The sequence below is a fragment of the Marinomonas sp. AWM4_232 genome (genome assembly GCF_056158325.1).
In genome coordinates this window covers 3,813,782-3,837,983 of sequence record NZ_JBSWTA010000001.1, presented here as the reverse complement: position 1 = coordinate 3,837,983, position 24,202 = coordinate 3,813,782, and the positions used below count along the sequence as shown (strand labels likewise).

The window sequence follows — 24,202 nt, the reverse complement described above, 5'->3', positions numbered from 1 at the left end:
TTTTTCCATAACCTTATTGAGTATGTTTTAAGCGTGAGAAGAATGTGGAAACCATAGAATTATCCAACCAAGGACTGTTGTTGCTATCTTTAGCGATTGCCTGCGCTTCAATGATCACTTCTATTACCGGTATGGCTGGTGGTGTGCTGATGTTTGCTGCCATGAGCGTGTATATGCCTGTTAGACCTCTTGTGGCCATTCACGGTGTGGTTCAAGTTTTTAATAACGCTGCGCGTAGTTGGTTTTTAAGACGTAGCATACGCTGGTCAATGTGCATTCCTTTTGGAATTGGTGCTGTAATCGGTGCCACGTTGACCACGCTATTTATAGTTCAATATATTGGTGAGTTTTTTCCATTATTAATTCTAGTTGGATTGATTCTATATACCTTATTTAAACCAAAGAGAATGCCTCAAATGAAAGTAAAAGATGGCAGCTTTTTTTGGGTGGGTATAGCGACTGGCGCACTGGGTATTATCGCTGGCGCAATTGATCCTTTGCTTGCAGTATTCTTCCTACGGGATGACTTGACAAAAGAAGAAATTGTAAGCAACAAGTCGCTCATGCAGATGTTTGCACACCTCACAAAAATTCCAGCTTACTTATATCTAGGCTTTTCATTTATTGATAATGCCTGGCTGATTTTGGTATTGAGCCTTGCTGCTGTGATAGGTGCCCGTCTGGGAGTCATTGTGCTTGGTTATATTAGTTCTCGTGTCTTTTTTGCATTGATGAAAGCAGCGCTTTTGATTGCTGCAATTAGAATATCTTATCAACTTTTTCAAATGGGAGCTCCACTATGAGTGACACTTATTCTTTACTAAACCCTTTCAATAATGCTCCGATCGGTGAGTACGAATACACATCTTGGCAGCAAATTGAGAGCATTCTTGGTACATTAAAAGCAGGTCAGCGCAAACAGCGTCAGACAGCAGCATTTGAGCGTGCAAATGTTTTGGCTAAGCTTGCTGAGCTGCTAAAAGCGAATGCAGAAAAGTTGGCGACAATGATAACTGAAGAAACCGGTAAAACGATTTCTGATTCTCGAGTTGAAATGAACCGAGCTTATAATGCCGCGATTGCCAGCAGTGAAGAAGCGCGCCAAATCAGTGGCGAAGCTCTGGATTCAGACGCTTATGGCCCAATGGGTAATCGTATTGGCGTTGTTTGTTGGAGACCACTTGGCACGATATTCTGTGTCACCCCTTTTAACTTCCCAATTAACATTGCAATTCATAAGATCGGCCCAGCTTATGCGGCGGGTAATGCGATCTTATTTAAACCTGGCCCGCAGAATACCGCATCGTCTAAATTCTTGGTTGAGCTTTGTTATGAAGCTGGTATTCCTCAAGAAGTGCTGCAGTTCTGCATGCCTAAGATTGAAGATCTAGACCGTATTAACTCTCATCCAGACGTTGATGCCATTAACTTTACGGGCGGTACTGCAGCTGCCAATGCCATTGCAGCGGCAGCTGGATATAAAAAACTGCTGCTTGAATTGGGTGGTAACGACCCTCTGATCGTGATGGAAGACGCCAATCTTGAAAAAGCGGTCACAGCTGCTATTAACCAGCGTTTTGCGACTGCAGGTCAACGTTGTACAGCCGCTAAACGTCTGTTTGTGCATGAGAAGGTATATTCTGAGTTCCGCGACCTTTTGGTTAAGAAAAGTTCCGAGTTGGTTGTGGGAGACCCGATGAAAGATGAAACGTTTGTTGGCCCTGTAATCCATCAAGCGGCAGCAGATGAAATTCGTGGGCGTATTGAATCCGCGATTGAAGATGGTGCAACGGTTGCACTGGGTAACCGCTATGAAGGGGCGTTCGTTTACCCAACAATTTTGGAAAACGTTAGCGAAACGAGCGAAGTGATGATTGAAGAAACATTCGGGCCTGTCATGCCGTTGTTTAAATTCAATGAAGTGGAAGACATTATTCCGATCATTAATAACACTGCCTATGGGCTACAGGGAGGGATTTTCACAAATAATCTAGCCCTTGTACGCTACTTATTTGAAGAGCTTGAAGTCGGTACATTGGCGGTTAACGATGGCCCAGGCTTCCGCACTGAACATTTCCCGTTTGGTGGTGTGAAGGAAAGTGGTGTGGGTCGTGAAGGGATCAAGTATGCAATTCGTGAAATGAGCTTTACTAAAACGTTGGTCATTTAACGCTTACATCCCCAAAGAAATTACATTTTTCGCTCATTTGCGACCTCCTGTAGGTCGCTTTTTTTTGCCTGTTTTTCAATGGGTTAGAGGGTTCTGTTGGTGGTGCTTTTGCTGGTCTCACAGGCGATAGAAAACTGGCTCTAACTGGGGATTCGACACAAGAGTAATGTTAATGAAACTACGGTAAAGGCTTCTTCATGGAGGAAAAATCGTAGCTTACTTACTTGGTGGAGCGATGAATCAGCAAACCGCCCAAATATGTCGAAAATTTGAATATACATTAGAGGTCTAAGATGACTTACAACACAAACGATTTTGATTCATTGGATGTGGTTGCTAACGACAAAGAGCACGTATGGCACCACTTGACGCACCATAAGCCATTTGAAAGTAATGATCCTCTAATGATTGTGAAAGGCGAAGGCGTGCGTGTATGGGATGCAAAAGGTAATGAATACCTAGATGCGGTTTCAGGTGCCGTGTGGACAGTTAACGTTGGCTATGGCCGTACAGAGATTGCTGACGCCGTACGTGATCAATTGGTGACGCTTAACTACTTTGCTCAAACGGCAGGTAATGTACCAGCGGCGATGTTTGCTAAAAAGCTGATCGAAAAGATGCCAGGTCTTAGCCGTGTTTATTACTCAAACTCCGGTTCAGAAGCGAATGAGAAAGCATTCAAAATTGTTCGCCAAATTTCCAAGAAAAAATACGGCGGTAAAAAGAATAAAATCCTTTACCGTGAGCGTGATTACCACGGTACAACGATTGCTGCATTGAGTGCGACAGGTCAGTCTGAGCGTCGTGACGACTACGGCCCATTCGTGCCTGACTTTGTAGAAGTGCCACATTGTTGTGAATACCGTGCTCAAGAAGGCGCAGATAAAGAAAACTATGGCGTTTGGGCTGCAAATGAGATTGAAAAAGTAATCTTGCGTGAAGGTCCAGATACGGTAGGTGCACTTTGTCTTGAACCAATCACTGCTGGTGGTGGTGTGATCGAGCCGCCTGCAGGTTACTGGCAACGCGTACAAGAAATTTGTAAGCAATACGACATCTTACTTCACATAGACGAAGTAGTATGTGGTCTAGGTAGAACAGGTACATGGTTTGGTTATCAGCATTATGGTGTTAAGCCAGATATCGTAACAATGGCGAAAGGTGTGGCATCGGGTTACGCTGCGATTTCTTGTACTGTTACGACAGAAGCCGTGTTCGAAGCCTTTAAAGAAGACGATCCTCGTATGGGTTACTTCCGTGACATTTCTACGTTTGGTGGTTGTACGTCTGGTCCAGCTGCGGCGTTAGTTAACATGGAAATCATCGAAAACGAAGAATTGCTTAAAAACACGACTGAGCAAGGTGAATACCTGAAAGGTCGCTTGAACCAACTTATGGAAAAACATGAGATCATTGGTGATGTGCGTGGCAAAGGCTTGTTCGCTGGTTTTGAAATGGTTAAAGACCGTGTCACAAAAGAGCCGGTAGAAGAAAGTGTAGTCATGGCTGTTGCTGCTCACTGTATGGCTAATGGCGTGATTATCGGCCGTACAAACCGTTCATTTAAGTCATTCAATAACACCGTATGTTTGGCGCCTGGGTTGGTATCAACACGCGAAGACATCGATCAGATTGTGAATGCAATTGATGAAGCTATTACAGAGGTATGTAAAACGAGCTGTTAAAAGACGAGTTTAGGGCTATCGAGCTGTGCGTTAGTGTTTTTGTGGCGTAAGTCAGCATTAACGCGAGCGAGTTTTTGACATAGTTAACTAACGGCTCTTTTACCTGTTTACACTTAGGTGGTCACATCCGCTAAACTTAGAGATCTTATTGGAATGACTCAAGTTTGTTGACCACCTAAGTTTTTTTATTGGTATACTATTTTTAAATGCCATTAGAAGTACTAGGAATAAATGCGATGTATCATTTGTTTCATCTAACACACAACGCTGAAGTTAGTTTACAAAAGCAGTTAAGAGAGCAAATTGCATTAGCCATATTCAATGGCAATATCCCCTTAGATATCCCTTTGCCATCTAGTAGAAAAATGGCTCAACAGTTAGGGATTGCACGAAATACAGTTGTATTAGCTTATGAACATCTTTTAGACGATGGTTGTTTAGTCGCCAGAGAGCGGCGTGGGTATTTTGTGAATCCCGCTATAATGGATGGAAATGCTAATAACTTTACAGACCTTCCTAAGATTGAAAATACACCCGCACTAAAGCCAAATTGGTCCTCTCTTTTCAAAGTGCGGCCTAGCGAGCAACAAAATATTGTGAAGGCTCAAGACTGGCAGTCATATGAATATCCTTTCATATATGGTCAGTTTGATGAAAAGATCTTTCCTTCCGTTAATTGGAGAGAATGCTGCAAAGATGCGGTGAGCGATGCTGCGGTGAGTGATTGGGCGTCAGATAGTATGGATCATGATGACCCCAGATTGATCGAACAGATACGTACACGCCTTCTACCGCGAAGAGGGGTTTGGGCCAAACCAGAAGAAATTTTGGTATCTGTTGGCTCTCAACAATCTCTTTTTATGTTGGTGCAATTGCTTTTAGATTCTAGCAGTGTATTTGGATTAGAAAACCCTGGTTATGTGGATGTATATAACATCGCCAAACTACACAAATGTGATGTTAAACCCTTAGCAATTGATAACAAGGGGTTAATCATTGACGAGTCTCTTGATGAATGTGATTTAATTTATACTACCCCCAGTCATCAATGTCCCACGACGGTCACAATGCCTATAGAGCGTCGTTATGAACTACTTGAAAAAGCCAATCAACAAGACTTACTCATTATAGAAGATGACTACGAAAGCGAGACGAACTTTGATGTTCGTCCTAGCCCTGCGCTAAAGAGCTTGGATCAGAATGATAGAGTGATCTATATTGGCAGTCTGTCAAAAACACTCGCGCCAGGTTTGCGACTAGGCTATGTTGTAGCATCAGAAGCCTTAATTAAAGAAGCGCGAGCATTGCGCCGCTTAATGATTCGCCATCCCGCTTCAAACAATCAGCGGGCGGCTGCACTTTTCCTAGAAAGAGGTTATCACGACTCATTGATCATGAATATTGCTCGCAATTATAAGACCCGTTGGCAAGCAATGCATGATGCTTTAGATCGTTATCTCCCTGGTTGCCATGAAACTCCAAGCTTTGGAGGCTCTAGTTATTGGGTGAGGGGGCCTGAGTTATTGAATGCCTCGATCTTAAAAGATCGAGCTCGAGAAGCTGGCATTTTGATTGAGCCAGGTAATGTTCACTTTCTAGGAAATTCACGGCCTAATCGATATTTTCGACTAGGCTTCTCCTCAATACCAACAAATAAAATTGATTCTGGTATTAAAAAACTGTCTGAGATAATACAGAGCATGGAAGTTTAGGGCGCTATTTTTTTATCGTCTTCTCAGAGATGTGTAGCAAGTAGAATTCTGCGGCTAGGTATAAGGTGATTTAATCGAACATGTACATGTAGTAAAGACCCTAGGTGGACCATCTTAAAAACGAAAACTGAATAAATTATCCTTAAAGATTAAAACAACACAGATATAGAGCAAAGAATGACAAAAGCTAAAGAAGGAATGGTAGACCAAGAAAATTTGCGTATCGGTCGTCAAATCCGTGACCTTCGTAAATCGAAAGGCATTACGCTCACGACAATGGCTGAAAAAATTGGAAGGTCTGTCGGTTACATCAGTCAAGTCGAACGAGGAGTGTCGTCATTACCAATTTCTATATTACAGAATATCAGCGATATTCTTGGCGTAAAGGTGAGTTGGTTTTTTCATGCGGATAGTGAAGTTCCACTAGATGAACTAAAGTATATTGTTCGTCGTCATTCTAGAAGGAGTTTGAATTACTCTGGTAGTGGCATCAAAGAAGAATTACTGTCACCTCGGCTCTCGGGTCAAATGCAAATGATCCTTACAACTATTGATCCAGGGAAAGGTAACCGTCAACCAAGAAAACGTTGTGGTGAAGAGGGTGGCCTTGTTCAATCCGGTACTCTTGAGTTAGGGATCGGTGATAAGAGTTTTATACTTAATGCCGGCGACAGTTTTTCTCTAACAGGAGATGAGCCTCATTGGTTGCGAAACCCTTCTGATACGCAAGAAACGGTTATAGTCTGGACGTTAGTGGCGGGCTATTAATCTTAAATATCATTTCAAATAGGCAAAAGACTCCCGCTATTGACATAACCAATAGACAATAAAAAAGCCAACTTTTCAGTTGGCTTTTTAGTATCTTAATGGAAACTTAATGTTTAGAAATTAAGCTTTCAGTTTAGCGCCTGTTGGATCGTAAGGGATCTTCTTAAGAACGCTTGCCTTGTATACGTCGCCCAATACTTTCACGCTTAGTTCTGCATCTAAGTATTGAGTATCGACGTAAGCAAGAGCTAAGCTCTTACCGCAACGATAGCCGTAACCGCCTGAGCTTACTTGACCAACTATTTTGCCGTCGCTGTATACTGGCTCCATGCCAACACATGCATCAACAGATGTGTCATGTAGCTCGATAAGAACGGCTTTCTTTTTAAGGCCAGCTTCTTTCTCTTTAACAAGCGCTTCTTTACCTTCAAAGTCGCCTTTATCTAGTTTCACGAAGTAACCAAGGTTCGATTCCAAGACGCTGAATTCAACGTTAAGATCGTGGCCCCACATTGGGTAACCTTTCTCAAGACGTAGAGAGTCCATCGCACGCATACCGAAGTAGCCGATATTGAAGCTCTTACCTGCTTCCATAAGTGCGTCGTGAAGTGCTTTTTGGCCTTCGATTGGGTGGTGTAATTCCCAACCAAGTTCACCCACGAAGTTCATACGTAGTGCGCGAACTTTCACACCTGCCACTTCAATTTCTTGACCGCTAAACCATGGGAACGCTTCGTTAGAAAGATCAGCATCTGTTACTTGAGACAGCACGTTACGAGCGTCGGGGCCTGCTAGTACAAGCGTTCCGTAGTCGCGAGTGATGTTCTTCAAAGTGACAGAACCGTCTTTCGGTAGACGAGTGCGTAACCAATCCTCGATAAGAAGCTCGCCTGCCGCAGGTCCCATTAGGTAGTATGAACCGTTTTCAAGCAGAGTAATCGAGAATTCCCAAGCAACACCACCTTCTTTTGTAAGAGGGTGAGAAAGGGCGATTTGACCGACTTTTGTTGGTAGTTTGTTTGGCGACATTGCATCCAAGTAAGCGAATGCATTATCACCGGAAATTTCAAACTTAGTGAACGGGCTAAGGTCTTGCAGACCAACGTGGTTTTCAACCAATTTACATTCTTTTTCAACCGCTTCGAACCAGTTACCACGGCGGAAGCTGTGTTGTTCCACAGGTTCTTGACCTTCTTCAGCGAACCAGCTTGGACGTTCCCAGCCGAAGTAAGCACCGAAGACTGCATTAGCCGCTTTATGATCTTCGTATATAGCGGATTGCTTGTTGTTGCGTTTTGCTTCACGCATTGCGTATTCGTTCGGGAAGCCTAGCTGATATTCATTAGCGTAAACTTCAGTCGCTTTAGCAACGGTGTAGTCGTGATTTGCGTAATCGCCGAAGCGACGTGGGTCAAGTTCGAACAAGTCTAGTTCTGGGTGGCCGTTAACAATCCACTGAGACATAAAGTGACCTGCGCCGCCACCTTGTACGATACCGAAGTTAAAGCCAGTACAAACGAAGTAGTTGTCAAAACCGTGAACAGGGCCAATGAGAGGATGGCCGTCAGGCGTGTAAGTGATCGGGCCGTTTACAACCGTTTTAACACCTGCATGTGTAATGATTTCTACTTGTTCCATCGCTGTACACATGATCTCTTCGATACGGTCTAGATCAGGCTGAAGAAGTTCTTGACCAAAAGCAGCAGGTACACCGTCCGTTGCCCAAGGAATGCCACCTTTTTCATAAGGCCCAAGAATGAAACCATTACCTTCTTGGCGTAGGTAGTAAGATACGTCTGGATCACGCAGCATAGGCACCATTTTGTCTAGTGCTTCCAGCTCAGGAATGTTGTCAGTAACGACGAACTGGTGTTCCATAGAGGTAACAGGAAGTTGGTGTCCCACCATTTCTGCAACTTCGTTACAGCGGAAACCTGCTGCGTTAACGATGATACCTGCGTCAATGACACCTTTTTCTGTTGTTACTTTCCAACGGCCGTTTTCTAGCTGTTCGATTGCGCTCACAGGGTTGTTACGAACAATGGTTGCACCTGCTTCACGTGCCGCTGCTGCCATTGTATTTGTGATGCTTGATGGGTCAATGTGACCATCATCTGGATCCCACATACCACCTACAAGACCTGTAGTGTCTAGGAAAGGGTAGAGTTCTTTCAATTCGTCGTTATCGATGATTTTCAGGTTTAATCCTGCAATCTCAGACATCGCTACAACTCGCTGGAATTCATCCATACGATCTTGTGTATGCGCTAGTCGAACAGCCCCTGTTTGATGATGGTCTACGGTCCCCGTTTCTTTCTTTAGCTTTGCATACAGAGCGATACTGTACTGCTGAAGCTTCATAACATTATAGCTATTGCTAAAATGAGGAAGATTGCCCGCGGCATGCCAAGTGGAACCTGAAGTCAATTCTAACTTTTCAGTCAGCATAACATCAGTCCAGCCTAGCTTTGTAAGATGGTAAAGCGTGCTTACGCCTGCAATACCACCACCGATTATCAGTACATCTGTAGTATTTTTCATCGAGTATCGATCTCTTGCTGGGGATTTGAAAAGTGGACTTGTGGTCCGGTTAAAATCGATGTTATAAATCATGAAAGATTACTTCAAACGATTAATTAAGCTTAAATTAATAAGTAGGGCTAATGGATAAAAGGTTAACAAGTAACATCCAATTGAATTGGTTACGTACTTTTGAAGTGGCTGCAAAAGAGTTAAGTTTTACCCAGGCTGCTAAGATTTTAAATATGAGCCAATCTGCTGTAAGTCAGCAAGTTCAGTTGCTCGAGCATCATATTGACCATAAATTGTTTATAAGGGCTAATAGGACTATTCAGTTATCTGATGCAGGAAGAGCTTTTTTGCCTCTTGTAGAAAATTGCATGCGCGAATTAAATATTGGTGCTGCGCAAATATTTACGCCCTTAAATGCTTCTGTAGTAGAAGTGAGTATCAATACTTCCTTTAGCGTTCTTTGGATGGGGCCTAATTTGGATGAGTTTCACTCTATCTACCCTAATGTTGCAGTGCGCCAACTAGGTACTAATTGGGATTCAGATTTTAATATATCGACAGCTGAACTCGAAATTCGCTATGGAGATGGAAAATGGCCTGAATTTGAGGTAACGCCATTAATCACGCCTCATTTACGCCCTTATTGCTCGGAAACCGTCGCTCGCAATTTGCGTCACCCTGAAGATTTCAAAGATGTGCCATTATTAGAAGTAATCGGCACACCATGTGGTTGGAGTCAATGGTTGGAAGAAGCTGGAGAGACTTCTCTAGTTGATAGCCCCCGGCATTATATGGATAGTCATGCAGCGGCAGTAGCAATGGCGGCCAACGGCTTTGGTGCTTGCTTAATGTACGATGATATGATGTACGGCGGTGTATTTGCTCAACATTTAACTGCCCCATTTCACACGCGCATTACGACGACTGGTAATTATTATTTGTGTCATCGTCACGATATCCAGCTTTCACCAGCTTCATTGGCGTTCAAGGATTGGCTGCTCGACATGAATTCGATATCTACACTACCAAGAGGGTAGCCCCATGAAACGATTTATGCCTCCGCTGAATGCGTTACGTGCTTTTGAAGCCACTGCTAGGTTGCTTAGTTTCCAGCAGGCTGCTAAAGAATTAAATGTCACCCACTCGGCAGTGAGCCATCAAGTTAAAAAGTTGGAAAGTGATATTGAGTGCAGTCTATTTTTGCGTCAAGGGCGTCATATCAAATTGACTGAAAAAGGCGCTCAGTACTATGTTGAGATACATGAAGTGTTTAGACGAATAGAACATAGTACAGCAGAGATATTTGGTGATCCGAATGTTGGAGACCTAAAAATCCAAGCTTATTTCGGGATTATTGCTCATTGGCTTATTAAGCGATTGGGTGACTTTCGTCAGCACTATCCAAAGATAAATATCAATTTGTATAACAATTATTTGAGTTGGGAGTATGAAAAAGACAAAGCGGACATTGGTATCATATACAGTGAAAAACCAAATGATGAGCTTATTTACCACCCCTTATTTAGGGGAGCGTTGGTAGCTATCTGTAGTCCAGAGTTTAAGCAGGCCAACCCAAATATTAGTATACATAATATTAAAAGTTTACCCATTATAGATGTATCTGAGGCGCCTAATAACTTACGTAATTGGTTTAAAGGAATAGGGTTAACGTTGGAAGATGTTTGTATTAAAGAAGTACAAGATAACTATCTGCTAGCTATGGAGTCTGTTGCAATGGGTAAAGGTATTGCCATAGTTCCTATTTTCTTTGCTAGCAGTGAAATTGCAAATGGTTCATTGGTTGTCCCAATTGAATATACGTTTCCTGAGATAGGTAGTTGGTACTTAGTCCAACAACCGGACTATCTGCTTAACTCACGAGCAACTTGCTTCAGCCATTGGCTGAAGCGCCAGCTTGAAGAAGATATCGTTCTTAAGCAATATCGTTGTGAATGATTCCTCATCCTCTAAAATGCTATGAGGAAATTAGACTCCCTCATAGCATCACAAAAGAAACTAAAGCGCCAAACCGTTGCTTAGGCTCTTCCTTTCCAAGGTATTAGTTTAGCCTCAATCTTTCTCATCAAAATGTCAATGCCATAACCTATTAGGCCAACTATAATCACACCCATGACTACGATATCGGTTGATAGAAATTTACTGGCAACCATGATCATAAATCCAATGCCGGATTCTGCAGCCACGAGTTCTGCGGCGACTACTGTTCCCCAACACACCCCCATAGCCACACGCATCCCAGTGAAGATCTCTGGTAGCGAATTAGGTAAAATTACATGGTACAGAATTTGACGTTTGCTCGCACCCAGAGAGTAAGCAGCATGAATTTTGTTAAGTTTTACACTTCCAACCCCCGCTCTTGCAGCAATGACCATAATCCACAGGGCAGCAAAGAAAAGCAGCAAAATTTTTGAACGTTCACCAATACCAGACCAAATAATGACTAGCGGAATGAAGGCTAGAGGAGGAATAGGTCTAAAAAACTCGACTAGAGGGTCAAACCATCCTCGCATGAACTTTGATAAGCCCATAGCGAAACCTAGCGGAATACCAACCAAGCAACCCAATGAAAAGCCCATCAGAATGCGATATAGACTTGCCCAAATATGCTCCCATAATGAAAAGTTACGATAACCATCTACTGATATGTTAATTATCTGATCCCATACCGCGCCAGGACTTGGCCAGAAAATTGGGTTTACCCAACCGAATGTACTTGCAAAGTACCAGAGTATTGCCAAAGAGAGAACTGATAAAACACTCCAAAAACGACCGTCACTCACCGCAGAGGTATCACCGAAAGTAACAGTTTTACGCTTTTCAAAGCCAGATTTTTCTATGCCTAGTTTGACTTTGAGCTCATTTAAAAATGTCATTAATTAGGCTCCTTCAGCTTCGTTTACACCCATGATTTCCTCTTCCATTTCCCAAATCATGGAGAGAATTTCTTCACGAGTAGATATAAATTCTTTTGATGCTTTTACTTCACGAGGGTTTTGGCTTAACCCTGCCTCCGCAAATGGTAATGTATATTCTTTCTTAACTCGCCCCGGACGAGGAGCCATGACGAATAAGCGCTCCCCTAGGAAAAGTGCCTCTTCAACACTGTGGGTGATTAAGATGATTGTCTTTCCTGTCTCTTTCCAAAGCTTAAGGATCAAGCTTTGCATCTTTTCACGCGTCAGGGCGTCAAGTGCACCCAGTGGTTCATCCATTAATATAATATCAGGGTCATTTGCGAGGCACCTTGCGAGTGCTACGCGCTGTTGCATGCCCCCTGATAATTCGTAAATAGCCTTATCTCCAAAGTCTTTCAAGCCAACCGTTTCGAGTAATTCATCTACAACGGTTTTAATACTATTGTTGGTGCCGCCTCTCATTTTTAAGCCGAACCCAATGTTCTCTCTAACGTTTAGCCACTCAAATAGTGCACCTTGTTGAAATACCATTCCTCGATCGGGCCCTGGCCCATGGAGAACTGTATTGCCGTTACTTACTTGACCTTTGGTGGAGGCTAAAAAACCTGCAATAATATTTAGCAAGGTGCTTTTACCACAACCTGATGGCCCAAGCACAGAAAGCAGCTCTCCTTGTTTAAGGGTAAAGCTTACGTCACGTAACGCCTCGACTTCCTCCCCGCCTGGTACGTCATATATCATGGAAACATTATCTACTACGAGTTCGGACATCTGTTTGTTCCTTTCATTTAGACTAGTGGCTGCTCGCCACTAGTCTTGTTGTTAAGCTTTAATCGGGTTATTTAACGTTTGCGTAGAAACTTGCATCTATAGTTGTGCTGTAATCAGGAAGAGCTTTAGGAATTTGTTTTTGCTCAACAAAAAAGTCAGCGACTTCTTTTGTGTAAGATTGAACCGCTCCGCCCAACCACTTATCAGAGATCTGTTCATCTTTTAATGGAAATTCGAATAACGACAAGACTTGATTAGACGCTTCAATTGATAGTCCTGAAGCTTTAGCGATAACTGGAGCGGCTTTGTCGGGGTTGTTAAGGTAAATGGAGTTTGAGTCATCAGTAACAGATAGGAATTCCGTCAGAAGCTCTGGATATTTTTCTTTGAAGCTGTTTGTTGCTGAAATGACATCGAAAACTCGAATGCCAATGCTTTCTTGCTCTTTCGCCGTCATAAGGACGTCGCCGTAGCCTTTCATTCGAGTCAGTGCGCCCCCCCAGCCACAGGCCATTGCAACATCCCCACGCACAAGAGCTGCTGCGCCATCAGCTGGTGGCATATCCAGCAAACGTACTTTCTTTGCTTGAACGCCAAGATGATCGAATACTTTCAGCATTTTATAGTGAGCCACTGTTCCGAAAGGGACAGCAACTTTTTTACCCTGAAGCTCACTTGCATTTGCCTTAGTGATTCCTGACTTAGAGCTTACGACACAGTTATCGTTTTCTGCGTATGACACGGCAATGCCAACCATGGTGATCGGCAAGCCTTGTGACACTGCTACAGTAAAAGGAACAAGGCCCTGAGAGTATGAAATATCAACATCGCCTGACGCCATCGCCGCTGACATGGCTGTACCTGAGTCAAAGGCTCTCCATTCAACATTAACACCCATTTCTTTTTCATAAGTGTTGTTAGCTTGTGCATATTGGTTTGCGGTAGGCCACTCAAGGAAGTAACCAACGGTTACTGTATCGGGCTTTTCTTCTGCTAAGACAAGTTGCGATGAGGCTGCAATGGTTGTGCAAAAAACAGTATTAAATAAAGTTGATAATTTTAGTTTCATTTTGCTGTTCCTTTTAAGTGTATGAGTTATTTGTTGAATCTTTGTAAGCCAGTGACCACTTTTCGATCACTTTTTTTAATACTGCAATGAAAAAAAAATGCTAACAATTGAGAACTTTTGTGCTGATGTTAGAAAAAATAACTTCACCTAAATGTCTGATTTTGGTGCGAAAAAAAATAAAAAAAATATTTTTGCACTGTTTGTGTGTTTTTGCTTTGTGGTGATGAGAGGCAGCAAGAAACGTGTTTTTAAAACAGCGCGAAAAATCAAGCTTTGAACTTTTATGACAGAGTTTTAGGTAGGTGTGAGAGCACACTTTAGTGCAATAAAATGGTGCGCATATGAAAAATAAATCCTTAATATTTTTTAAAATGAAAAAAATGTTTGTAATTTCATTTTTAAAAATTTATTTTTGTCCTCGTTGATACGTTAATTCCAACTTATTTAGAGATATGAGCATACGTGATCCTAGATAAGTAGTTTTCTTACTAAGAGGTGCTGAATGGAACGTGAAATGATGGAGTTCGATGTCGTTATTGTTGGTGCGGGGCCTTCCGGTCTTTCAGCCGCAATTCGCTTAATGCAACAAGCCAACGATTCGAGCACTGAGCTGAGCGTTTGTGTTGTCGAAAAAGGCTCGGAAGTAGGGGCTCATATTTTATCTGGTGCCGTCCTTGAGACAAGAGCTTTGAATGAGCTTATTCCAGATTGGAAAGATCGTGGCGCACCTCTGACGACAGAAGTAAAAGAAGACCAGATATTCATGTTGAAAAATGAACAGTCAAGTCTGAGAGTGCCCAATGCGTTTGTGCCGAAGCCTATGCACAACCATGGCAATTACATTGTTTCTTTAGGAAATGTATGCCGTTGGTTAGCAGAGCAGGCAGAAGAATTAGGTGTAGAAGTCTTTCCTGGATTTTCAGCGGCGCAACTACTTATAGAGGATAACATCGTTAAAGGTGTTATCACTGGCGATATGGGTGTAGATAAACATGGAAATGAAAAAACAGGAATGTTCATGCCCGGCATGGAACTGCGTGCTAAATACACATTATTTAGCGAGGGCAGTCGTGGTCACCTTGGTAAGCAACTTATCAATCAATTTAAACTTGATGAGGGTAAGGATCCTCAGCACTACGGTTTGGGTATAAAAGAACTCTGGGATATTGACCCCGCTAAGCATCAGCCAGGCTTGGTTGTACATGGTACAGGTTGGCCTTTGTCTGAACGTGGTGCGAGCGGTGGCTTCTTTTTATATCATGCGGAAAATAACCAAGTTGTTGTAGGTTTAATCACAGACCTTAATTACGACAATCCATATATGAGCCCTTTCGATGAATTTCAGCGTATGAAACACCACCCAGAACTGAAGCAGTATCTAGAAGGCGGTACTCGAATTTCTTATGGTGCCCGTGCGATCACCAAAGGTGGGTTCAACTGCTTACCAAAAATGACGTTTCCAGGTGGCCTTTTGTTAGGTTGTGACGCGGGGACGCTTAACTTTTCGAAGATTAAAGGGACGCATACGTCCATGAAGTCTGGAATGGTCGCTGCTGAAACGGTTTTTGATGCAATTAAAAATGGCGATCAAGGTGGCTCTGATTTGACTGCATTCAGTGACAGCTGGTCTGAGTCTTGGGCATGTAAAGAGTTGTATAAAAGTCGTAATTTTGGACCTGCATTGCATAAGTTCGGCACCATCATGGGAGGTGCTTTTAACTATGTTGATCAGAACCTATTCGCTGTTCCTGTCACTTTGCATGATACACATGAAGATTATGGTTGTTTAAAACAGGCAGATTCATGTCAAGAGATACAATATCCAAAGCCTGATGGCGTGATAAGTTTCGATAAATTGTCATCTGTGTTTTTATCAAATACGAATCATGAAGAAGATCAACCATGCCACTTGACCCTTTTAGATGATCAAATTCCGCTGAAGATAAATTTACCAAAATGGGCGGAGCCAGCGCAGCGATTCTGTCCAGCTGGAGTATATGAAGTGGTGAGTGAGGGGGAACAAAAAACCTTTCAAATCAATGCTCAAAACTGCCTGCATTGTAAAACATGTGACATAAAAGACCCATCTCAAAATATTAATTGGGTTACTCCAGAAGGAGCAGGAGGGCCAAATTATCCAAATATGTAAAAAAGTAGCTCAGTAACTTGTGCAAACACGTTGCTTTGAATTGAAAATTTAATGTGAAGTTTTTTCTAATAATTTCATTTATATGAATTTATTTATTGTTTAAGGTGGTTATATGAAGATTTTGGTTGCAATTAAGCGTGTGGTTGATGCCAACGTTAAAGTTAGAGTGAAAGCTGATAACTCAGGTGTAGAGCTTAGCAATGTCAAGATGGCGATGAATCCATTCTGTGAAATTGCGATTGAAGAAGCAATACGCTTAAAAGAAGCGGGTGTGGCTTCTGAAGTTGTAGCGGTAACTGTTGGCAGTGATGCCTGCCAGGAGCAACTTCGTACTGCTCTTGCATTGGGAGTTGATCGAGCGATTCATGTGAAAGCAACAGATGAGCTGCAACCGCTTGCTATCGCAAAATCTCTAAACAAAGTAGTCGAAAAAGAGGGAGCTCAAGTTGTTATTCTAGGCAAACAGTCCATCGATGGTGATAACAACCAAACAGGCCAAATGTTGGCGGCATTAGCTGGCATGTCTCAGGCTACATTTGCATCAGAAGTGAAAATCGAAGGTGAAGAGGTGCTTGTAACGCGTGAAGTAGACGGTGGTCTACAACAAATTGCTCTTAAATTACCTACTTTGATCACCACTGACCTTCGATTGAACGAACCTCGCTTTGCTTCATTGCCGAACATTATGAAGGCAAAACGTAAACCAATAGAAGCACTCACCCCTGAAGAACTAGGTGTTGATTTAACATCAAAAGTGAAAGTTCTGGAAGTGAATCAGCCACCCGCTCGCTCGGCTGGTGAGAAAGTAGACAACATCTCTCAACTAGTTGAGAAACTGAAAAACGAAGCAGGAGTACTGTAATGAGCATTTTAGTTATCGCTGAACACGACAATCTACAACTTAAAGCGGCTACCGCGAATACAGTAGCAGCAGCCAATGAGTTAGCTGGCTTTGCAGGAGTTGATGTAAATGTTCTTGTTGCAGGCAGTGGTTGTTCTGGTGTCGCTGAACAAGCTGCCAAGCTGTCTGGCGTAAGCAAAGTTTTTGTTGCTGATTGTGACGCGTTGTCTGCTCAGCTAGCTGAAAATATGACGCCTGCAGTACTTGAGTTAGTTAAATCTTCTGGAGCGACTTATGTGCTTGCTCCAGCGACAACACAAGGCAAGAACCTGTTGCCGCGCGTTGCAGCGTTATTAGATGTTTCGCAAATTTCGGAAATTACAGCTGTTAAAAGCGTTGATACGTTTGTTCGTCCTATTTATGCGGGCAATGCAATGGCGACAGTTCAAAGTGAAGATGAAATCAAAGTATTAACTGTACGTACTACAGCGTTTGAAGCGGCTGAAGAAAGTGGCGACGCCGCTAGCATTGAAGCGCTAGGTGCAGTTGAAGATTCTGGTCTGTCTCGTTTTATCGGTGAAGAAGTAAGCGTATCTGAGCGTCCTGAATTAACCAATGCGCGCATCATCATCTCAGGTGGTCGCGGTATGCAAAACGGTGACAACTTTGTCATGCTTGAAAAAGTAGCTGACAAGATTGGTGCTGCAGTAGGCGCGTCTCGTGCAGCGGTGGATTCTGGTTTCGTACCTAACGATATGCAGGTTGGTCAGACAGGTAAGATTGTTGCTCCTGATCTTTACATCGCGGTTGGTATTTCCGGTGCTATTCAGCATCTTGCTGGTATGAAGGATTCCAAAGTGATCGTCGCGATCAACAAAGATGACGAAGCGCCAATCTTTGGTGTGGCGGATTATGGCCTTCATGCAGACCTTTTCGAAGCACTTCCAGAACTAGAGGCGGCATTGAGCTAATCACTCAAATGTCGCTGAGCAGGAGATAAATAGAATGACAAATCGATTGTACCGAATACTGTTAGATTGCCCCGATCAAGTTGGCATTGTCACTCGCGTAGGTGAAGTGATTACGTCCAATGGCGGCTGGATTGATGAAGCATCGCATCATTCTGATGAAGAAAGTAATCGCTTTTTTTCTCGATTCGAAGTTAGAGCCGACTCTTTACCTTTTGAATTGAATGAGCTTGAAGAGAAGCTTGCCGATCTCAAGGCTGAGTTCAATATGAACCTTCAGGTGATTGATACCGCTAAGCCAAAACGCGTAGTGATCATGGCGAGTAAAGGCAGCCATTGTCTTTCCGATTTGCTTGATCGTTGGAAAAGCGGTGACCTTAAATGCGATATTCCTTGCGTAATTTCTAACCATGAAGACATGCGCGGTTTAGTTGAGTGGTACGGTATTCCTTTTCACCACGTTGTGATTCAAAAAGAAGATAAAGCACCTGGCTTTGCACAAGTTGAAGGCCTGATCGAAGAATACCAAGCTGATTGTGTTGTTCTTGCCCGTTATATGCAGATTCTTCCGCAGTCTCTATGTGAAAAGCTGCGTCACAAAGTTATCAATATACACCATAGTTTCTTGCCATCTTTCATCGGTGCACGCCCTTACCATCAAGCGTCTCGTCGTGGGGTAAAGTTAATCGGTGCAACATGTCACTATGTGACTGAGCAGCTGGATGAAGGACCAATTATTGATCAAGACGTTGTTCGAGTATCGCACAGCGACAAAGTGGATGACTTGGTTCGTCTAGGTAAAGATGTAGAAAAAACTGTGCTGGCACGAGGCTTACGTGATCACCTTGAAGATCGCGTCTTAGTGCATGGAAATAAGACAGTAGTATTCAGATAGAAACAGCTCAGTGAATTACGCCCGCCATGTTGGGCATCGAGGAAAAGACTATGACTAAGAAAATACCTTCTTCTGCGCAGGTAGTAATTGTAGGTGGCGGTGTGATTGGCTCCAGTGTTGCATACCACCTAACAAAACTTGGTATGACAGATGTTGTTCTGCTAGAACGTCGTCAGCTTACTTGTGGCACGACGTGGCACGCGGCTGGTCTTGTACCAACGCTACGCGCAACGTACAACATGTCCATGCTTGCCAACTACAGCGCGAGTTTGTACGAGCAATTGCAAGCTGAAACAGGCCAGGCAACTGGCTTTGTTCGCAATGGTTCTTTGACAATAGCTACAAACAAAGAACGTTTTTCTGAGTTAAAACGCGGTGCCTCCATGGCGAAAGTGTGTGGCTTCCCTTGTGATGTGATCGATCCTGATCAAGCAAAAGAGCTATGGCCTTTGCTAAACATAGATGACATGTTTGGTGCAATTCACTTACCTGAAGATGGGATGGCCAGCCCAGTCGATGTAACGCAGGCTTTAGCTAAAGGCGCCCGTATGGGCGGAGCACAGATCATTGAAGGCGTTAAAGTGCTAGATATGAAGATTCGTGACGGTAAAGTGGCAGGCGTTATCACTGAACAAGGTGATATTGATGCAGAATACGTCGTCAACTGTGCTGGTATGTGGGCGCGTGAATTCGGTAAGAAAGCAGGTGTTAACGTTCCTCTACATGCAGCAGAGCACTTCTATGTTGTAACTGAAAATATGCCAGACCTAACGCACGGTCTACCAACACTGCGTGATATGGACGGTTACTGCTACTACAAAGAAGATGCAGGTAAGTTGCTTGTCGGTATGTTCGAGCCAAATGCAAAGCCTTGGGGGATGAAAGGTATCCCAGAAGATTTCTTCTTTGACGAATTGCCGGAAGACTTCGATCACCTAGAACCTTATCTAGAAGCGGCAATGCACCGTGTTCCAAAACTGATGGAAACGGGTTTGCAAGTTTTCTTTAACGGCCCTGAGTCGTTTACGCCAGATGACCGTTACCATTTGGGTGAAGCCCCTGAATTACGTAATTATTTTGTGGCCGCTGGCTTCAACTCCGTAGGCATTCAATCTGCAGGTGGCGCAGGTAAAATGTTGGCGGAATGGATCCATAAAGGTCATGCACCACGCGACCTTTGGGATGTTGATATTCGTCGTAATATGCCTTTCCAAGGCACACAAGGGTACTTGGAAGAGCGTACGACAGAAACACTTGGCCTATTGTACGAAACTCATTACCCATTTAAGCAATACAAAACGTCTCGTGGCGTACGTCGTTCTGTTCTACATGACCAACTAAAAGCTCAAGGTGCTGTATTCGGATCTGAAAATGGTTGGGAACGTGCTAACTGGTTTGCGAACGAAGGCCAAGATCCTTCTTATGAGTATTCTTTCGGTCGTCAAAACTGGTTCGAAAACAACAAACAAGAACATGAAGCTGTTCGTAACGCGGTAGGCGTAATCGATCAAAGCTCATTCTGTAAATATCAGGTTGAAGGACCCGATGCAGAGCGCTTCTTGAACCGTATCTGTTCAAACAATGTCGCAGTGCCAGTCGGTAAGATGGTATACACGCAGTGGTTGAATGATCGAGGTGGAATCGAGGCTGACGTTACCGTTACTCGTTTGGCTCAAGACAAATACCTTATTGTCTCAGGTGTTGCATGTCAGACCCGCGACATGGACTGGCTAAAACGCAACAAGCCTGACGACGCGTTTGTTGTTATTACCGATGTCACGTCTGCATATGCGGTTGTGACTGTGATGGGACCAAAATCTCGCGAAACGTTAAGCAAACTTACGCGTGACGACCTATCAAATGAAGGCTTCCCGTTTGCTACATCCCGAGAGATTGAATTGGGTTATGCAGTGGTTCGCGCTTCTCGTATTACATACGTAGGTGAGCTAGGTTGGGAGCTTTATATTCCAACAGAATATGCGCCGTCCGTATACGATGCGGTGTTCAAAGCAGGTGAAGAGTTTGGTATTCGCCCTTATGGCTACCACACAATGAACTCGCTACGTATGGAAAAATGTTACCGCCACTGGGGACATGACATTACCGATGAAGATACACCACTTGAAGCTGGTTTAGGTTTTGCTTCCGACTTCAACAAAGAAGGTGGATTCATAGGTAAAGAGGCTCTGTTAAAGCAGAAAGAGCAAGGGCCATTAACTAAACGCTTTGTAGCGTTTAAGTTTGATGATCCAGCGCCTCTTTGTTATCACGAAGAGCCTATTTATGCCAATGGTAAGATTGTTGGTCGTACTACAGCTGGTATGTTTGGACACACCGTCGGGGCTACGGTTGCTATGGGATATATAAATAACCTAGACGGCGTAAATAAGGACTGGCTAGAAGCAAGCGAGTTTGAGATTGAAGTAGAGTGCAAACGTTATAAGGTAACGCCGTCTTTGCGTTCGTTCTACGATCCAGCAATGGAAAATATTAAGTGTTGATATCGCTTTGTTAAACGCTAAGCCACTCGGCTTAGCGTGTTTTAATCTGATTTAGGGGATGGTGTTTGCAATGTCTGCATTGATTTTAGATGGAAAAAAACTGGCGGCTAGTCGTGAAGTGTCGCTTAAAGCTGAAACAGATTCTTTGGTGGAAAGCGGTCAGGGCCAACCTGTACTAGCGACTATCCTTGTAGGTGCTGATCCTGCTTCAGCGACGTACGTTAAGATGAAACAAAATGCGTGTAAGCGTGTTGGCATGGGATCTCAAGCTGTTGAGTTACCTGATACGACAACGACAGAAGAGTTGTTGGCTGTGATCGATAAGCTGAATAACGATGCCAATGTTTGCGGTATTTTGTTGCAGCATCCAGTTCCGTCTCAGATCGATGAACGCGCTTGTTTTGATTCAATTGCGATTGAAAAAGACGTAGATGGCGTGACGACAAAAGGTTTTGGCTTAATGAGCATGGGACTTCCTGCATTTGGTTCTGCCACGCCTGCAGGGATCATGACTCTTCTTCGTCACTATGATATTGAGATTGCAGGTAAAAACGCAGTAGTGGTAGGGCGCAGTGCAATACTGGGTAAACCAATGGCTGCAATGCTACTTAATGCTAATGCTACGGTTACAATCTGTCACTCTCGTACCAAAGATTTGGCAGATCAGGTTTCACGTGCTGATATCGTTATTGGCGCGGTGGGACAGCCTGAATTGATCAAGGCTGAATGGATTAAAGACGGCGCAGTAGTCGTTGATGCTGGCTACCACCCAGGTGGTATCGGTGACATTGGTAAAGAAGGCTTGGAAGAACGTGTTGCCGCGCTGACACCTGTTCCAGGTGGCGTTGGTCCAATGACGATTAATGCCCTTATTAGTCAAACTTTGGAATCAGCTAAGAGAAAGTTATAACACTTCTATCCCTATCATACGCTTGCTCAAAGGGTTCAGCATAAGTCTATTGATAACTTTCAGCAAGCGAATATCAGCCTCATAAACTGAGATCATTCGCCAGCGATAGAAACGCTTCTTTCGCTGGGTGTTTGGTGACGTTTTTATTCCAAATAAAGTAATTCGTCACTGGCGTAAGCGCGTCAAACTGATAGTGCTGGATTTCTGATTTTTGAATAAAGCGGTCAAAAATGCTTTTTGGCACCATGGCAAGGCCTGCGCCAGCGCTGACACAGCCTAAAATAGCGCCATTACTGGCCATATCAGTGATGTGGATAGGAATATCTAATGACTGAGTCCAAGCTTCTAGTATTTGTCGATAAGGACATCCCGCTGGCCACATGAAAAAGCCGAGTCCAGCTAAATCCTGCGGTGATTGAATAGCGGGATGTGTCGCCGGTGCAATGAGTATCAGTGGCTCTTGGTACAATGCTGCATAGCCTATATTGGGATGAGTAGGCTTTGCGGCAATGACTGCAGCATCCAATCGAAAATTCAGTACTTCTTGTTGCAGCACAGGCCAACGGTCAGTCTGAAATTGGATTTGAACATCGGGGTATTCCTGATGAAAAGCGGCCAGCAAACTTGGCAAGCGACTCATGGCAGAGGATTCAATAGCGCCGAGTTTGAATAGTCCAGTAGGGCGGATGTCTTGCTGCATGCTTTGTTTGGCAGCATCGCACTGAATCAATATTTTATTAACATGTTCAAGAAATACCTGACCATTCTGACTAAGCCGTAATCCTCGACCTTGCCTTACGAACAAGTCTTGCCCCAGCTCTTCTTCTAATTTACGAATGCGTGTTGTGATGTTTGAAGGCACACAATGCAGTTCTTCTGCAGCCCGAGCAATGCTGCCTAGATCAGTAATGGTCTTAAACATTCTTAGCTGTGACAGCTCCATTAAATGCTCACTTTAAATGATTTATTAAGTCTCTATAAGTCACTTTAATTTATCCTTTATGTGGCGTACTTTGCAACGTAAATCTTGCGTTGATCAGAGGAGTAGCCGGTCGTGACAGTGGATTTATTGATGTTGGGAGTCTTTTCGTTTTTGGGTGGGTTAATCGATGCCGCGGTAGGAGGTGGCGGACTCATATTAATCCCAGCTTTATTGCACGCGTTACCTCAACATGCGGTAGCAACGGTATTGGGTACTAACAAACTGGCGGTGCTCTTGGGAACTGGTTCTTCTGCGCTGACTTTTTTAAAACGGGTCAAAATTCAGTGGCGTTTGATCATTCCTTGCTTACTCAGTGCTTTTGCTTGTGCCTACATTGGCGCTTACTCCGTTGCCAGTATTCCAACGCACGTTATGAAATACCTTGTATTTGTCCTGCTTGTAGCAATGGCTTTCTATACCTTTATGCGCAAGGAACTAGGGCAAGTCCAACAAGAAAAAACGTTAGGGACTTTTCAAATCCTGCAAGGCTGTTTTCTGGGAGGCATGATTGGTTTTTATGACGGTGCATTTGGCCCAGGTAGCGGCAGCTTTTTTATTTTCATGTTTGTACGTCTGTTTGGTTTCGACTTTCTCAATGCTGCGGCTTCTTCCAAACTATTAAATATTGGCACCTTTATCGCCGCTTTGTCGTTCTTCGTGCCATCTGGCCATATGTTGTGGCAGCTAGGCTTTTACATTGCTGCCTGTAACGTTATGGGCGCCATCGTCGGCACCTTCGTTGCATTGAAATATGGCAGTGGCCTAATACGCAAACTGTTTCTAGTGCTGCTAGTGTTCCTAATAGGTCGGATGGGGATGTCTATTCTTACAGCTGCTGCTTAGGTGGCTGCTGGCGTGTAATAGAGGTATCGGTTGAATACGCAGGATTAATTGCACTGATCATTAGCTCTGGCACAGTGACGTCAAGCTTGCTCTGTGTTCGGTTTATACAACGCTTTGTTGTTGCTCTGGGCAACTGAGCGATTGCAAAGTCGACATACGCCGTCGAGAGACATTCAGGGAGAAACGTCATGTCAGCCATCGCTTTCAAAATAAACCATTCATCGGATGATGCATTACAACAAAAGCTGTTGTTGTTAGCGTTAGAAGAGGAACAAACATCTAGCGCCTTAGCTCAGAAGCTTGTTCGACCGCCTCAGGAGGTGATCAAAGCACTTGATTACCTGTTGTATCGAGGGTTAGTTGAGCTTCACGGCGCACGCTACTTTTTGACATAATGGTTTAGTGAGATCCGTAAAAATATCTTAGTTTTGCCGTGCAAGTTGGACGATACGCGCAGTAAATAATGTTAG

Annotated in this window: 21 protein-coding genes; 15 read left to right on the top strand and 6 right to left on the bottom strand. The window is 43.6% G+C overall.

Annotated elements, in window-relative coordinates:
* The first annotated feature begins 44 nt into the window (after positions 1 to 44).
* The 5 genes from ACXAC1_RS18160 (at position 45) to ACXAC1_RS18140 (ending at position 6,335) form a co-directional block, all read left to right on the top strand.
* Entirely contained in the window at positions 45 to 803 is a 759-nt protein-coding gene (locus ACXAC1_RS18160) for a sulfite exporter TauE/SafE family protein (RefSeq protein WP_475063327.1), read from the top strand.
* Positions 800 to 2,170, top strand: coding sequence for a sulfoacetaldehyde dehydrogenase SafD (safD, locus tag ACXAC1_RS18155; RefSeq protein WP_475063325.1), 1,371 nt, complete (start codon positions 800 to 802; stop codon positions 2,168 to 2,170). The genes ACXAC1_RS18160 and safD overlap by 4 nt, the downstream gene beginning before the upstream one ends.
* A gap of 293 nt (positions 2,171 to 2,463) precedes the next feature.
* Entirely contained in the window at positions 2,464 to 3,855 is a 1,392-nt protein-coding gene (locus ACXAC1_RS18150) for an aminotransferase family protein (protein WP_475063323.1), read from the top strand.
* Positions 3,856 to 4,061: 206 nt separating this feature from the next.
* A complete protein-coding gene (pdxR, locus tag ACXAC1_RS18145) occupies positions 4,062 to 5,567 on the top strand; it encodes a MocR-like pyridoxine biosynthesis transcription factor PdxR (protein ID WP_475063321.1) in 1,506 nt (501 codons plus the stop codon).
* Between the two features lie 177 nt (positions 5,568 to 5,744).
* A complete protein-coding gene (locus ACXAC1_RS18140; protein WP_475063319.1) occupies positions 5,745 to 6,335 on the top strand; it encodes a helix-turn-helix domain-containing protein in 591 nt (196 codons plus the stop codon).
* A 120-nt stretch (positions 6,336 to 6,455) separates the two neighbouring features.
* Here the strand turns inward: ACXAC1_RS18140 and ACXAC1_RS18135 are convergent, their stop codons facing one another.
* Positions 6,456 to 8,876 carry a GcvT family protein gene (locus tag ACXAC1_RS18135; protein WP_475063317.1) on the bottom strand — a complete coding sequence of 807 codons (2,421 nt, stop codon included), beginning with the start codon at positions 8,874 to 8,876 and terminating at the stop codon, positions 6,456 to 6,458.
* A gap of 122 nt (positions 8,877 to 8,998) precedes the next feature.
* Between ACXAC1_RS18135 and ACXAC1_RS18130 the strand changes: the two genes are divergently transcribed.
* Complete coding sequence (locus ACXAC1_RS18130) at positions 8,999 to 9,904, top strand: LysR family transcriptional regulator (RefSeq protein ID WP_475063315.1); 906 nt, start codon at positions 8,999 to 9,001, stop codon at positions 9,902 to 9,904.
* Positions 9,905 to 9,908: 4 nt separating this feature from the next.
* On the top strand, positions 9,909 to 10,823 hold the full coding sequence (locus ACXAC1_RS18125) for a LysR substrate-binding domain-containing protein (RefSeq protein WP_475063313.1): 915 nt from the start codon (positions 9,909 to 9,911) through the stop codon (positions 10,821 to 10,823).
* 80 nt (positions 10,824 to 10,903) lie between these two features.
* Here the strand turns inward: ACXAC1_RS18125 and ACXAC1_RS18120 are convergent, their stop codons facing one another.
* The 3 genes from ACXAC1_RS18120 to ACXAC1_RS18110 form a co-directional block, all read right to left on the bottom strand.
* Positions 10,904 to 11,761: an ABC transporter permease gene (locus ACXAC1_RS18120; protein WP_475063312.1), complete on the bottom strand. Its 858-nt coding sequence runs from the start codon at positions 11,759 to 11,761 to the stop codon at positions 10,904 to 10,906.
* 3 nt (positions 11,762 to 11,764) lie between these two features.
* Positions 11,765 to 12,574, bottom strand: a complete 810-nt coding sequence (locus ACXAC1_RS18115; protein ID WP_475063310.1) for an ABC transporter ATP-binding protein — start codon at positions 12,572 to 12,574, stop codon at positions 11,765 to 11,767.
* 67 nt (positions 12,575 to 12,641) lie between these two features.
* Positions 12,642 to 13,643 carry a taurine ABC transporter substrate-binding protein gene (locus ACXAC1_RS18110; RefSeq protein WP_475063308.1) on the bottom strand — a complete coding sequence of 334 codons (1,002 nt, stop codon included), beginning with the start codon at positions 13,641 to 13,643 and terminating at the stop codon, positions 12,642 to 12,644.
* Positions 13,644 to 14,145: 502 nt separating this feature from the next.
* On the opposite strand from ACXAC1_RS18110, the gene ACXAC1_RS18105 reads away from it, so the two are divergent.
* From ACXAC1_RS18105 to ACXAC1_RS18080, 6 genes are all read left to right on the top strand, one after another.
* Positions 14,146 to 15,792 (top strand): electron transfer flavoprotein-ubiquinone oxidoreductase, encoded by a 1,647-nt coding sequence (locus ACXAC1_RS18105; RefSeq protein WP_475063307.1) that lies wholly within the window; start codon positions 14,146 to 14,148, stop codon positions 15,790 to 15,792.
* Between the two features lie 112 nt (positions 15,793 to 15,904).
* Positions 15,905 to 16,654, top strand: coding sequence for an electron transfer flavoprotein subunit beta/FixA family protein (locus ACXAC1_RS18100; RefSeq protein ID WP_475063305.1), 750 nt, complete (start codon positions 15,905 to 15,907; stop codon positions 16,652 to 16,654).
* Positions 16,654 to 17,604, top strand: a complete 951-nt coding sequence (locus ACXAC1_RS18095) for an electron transfer flavoprotein subunit alpha/FixB family protein (protein WP_475063304.1) — start codon at positions 16,654 to 16,656, stop codon at positions 17,602 to 17,604. The genes ACXAC1_RS18100 and ACXAC1_RS18095 overlap by 1 nt, the downstream gene beginning before the upstream one ends.
* Positions 17,605 to 17,638: 34 nt before the next feature.
* The gene (gene purU / locus ACXAC1_RS18090) at positions 17,639 to 18,496 is read left to right on the top strand and encodes a formyltetrahydrofolate deformylase (RefSeq protein ID WP_475063302.1); all 858 of its coding nucleotides are present in this window, start codon (positions 17,639 to 17,641) and stop codon (positions 18,494 to 18,496) included.
* Between the two features lie 50 nt (positions 18,497 to 18,546).
* A complete protein-coding gene (locus tag ACXAC1_RS18085; protein WP_475063301.1) occupies positions 18,547 to 20,997 on the top strand; it encodes a GcvT family protein in 2,451 nt (816 codons plus the stop codon).
* A 70-nt stretch (positions 20,998 to 21,067) separates the two neighbouring features.
* Complete coding sequence (locus ACXAC1_RS18080; RefSeq protein ID WP_475063299.1) at positions 21,068 to 21,907, top strand: tetrahydrofolate dehydrogenase/cyclohydrolase catalytic domain-containing protein; 840 nt, start codon at positions 21,068 to 21,070, stop codon at positions 21,905 to 21,907.
* Between the two features lie 79 nt (positions 21,908 to 21,986).
* On the opposite strand, the gene ACXAC1_RS18075 is transcribed toward ACXAC1_RS18080, so the two are convergent.
* Positions 21,987 to 22,850 carry a LysR family transcriptional regulator gene (locus ACXAC1_RS18075; protein ID WP_475063296.1) on the bottom strand — a complete coding sequence of 288 codons (864 nt, stop codon included), beginning with the start codon at positions 22,848 to 22,850 and terminating at the stop codon, positions 21,987 to 21,989.
* Positions 22,851 to 22,961: 111 nt separating this feature from the next.
* Between ACXAC1_RS18075 and ACXAC1_RS18070 the strand changes: the two genes are divergently transcribed.
* Entirely contained in the window at positions 22,962 to 23,732 is a 771-nt protein-coding gene (locus ACXAC1_RS18070) for a sulfite exporter TauE/SafE family protein (protein WP_475063294.1), read from the top strand.
* Here ACXAC1_RS18070 and ACXAC1_RS18065 read toward each other — a convergent pair.
* Positions 23,716 to 23,922 carry a hypothetical protein gene (locus tag ACXAC1_RS18065; RefSeq protein ID WP_475063292.1) on the bottom strand — a complete coding sequence of 69 codons (207 nt, stop codon included), beginning with the start codon at positions 23,920 to 23,922 and terminating at the stop codon, positions 23,716 to 23,718. The genes ACXAC1_RS18070 and ACXAC1_RS18065 overlap by 17 nt on opposite strands.
* Between ACXAC1_RS18065 and ACXAC1_RS18060 the strand changes: the two genes are divergently transcribed.
* Complete coding sequence (locus ACXAC1_RS18060) at positions 23,921 to 24,127, top strand: hypothetical protein (RefSeq protein WP_475063290.1); 207 nt, start codon at positions 23,921 to 23,923, stop codon at positions 24,125 to 24,127. The genes ACXAC1_RS18065 and ACXAC1_RS18060 overlap by 2 nt on opposite strands.
* Positions 24,128 to 24,202: the final 75 nt, after the last annotated feature.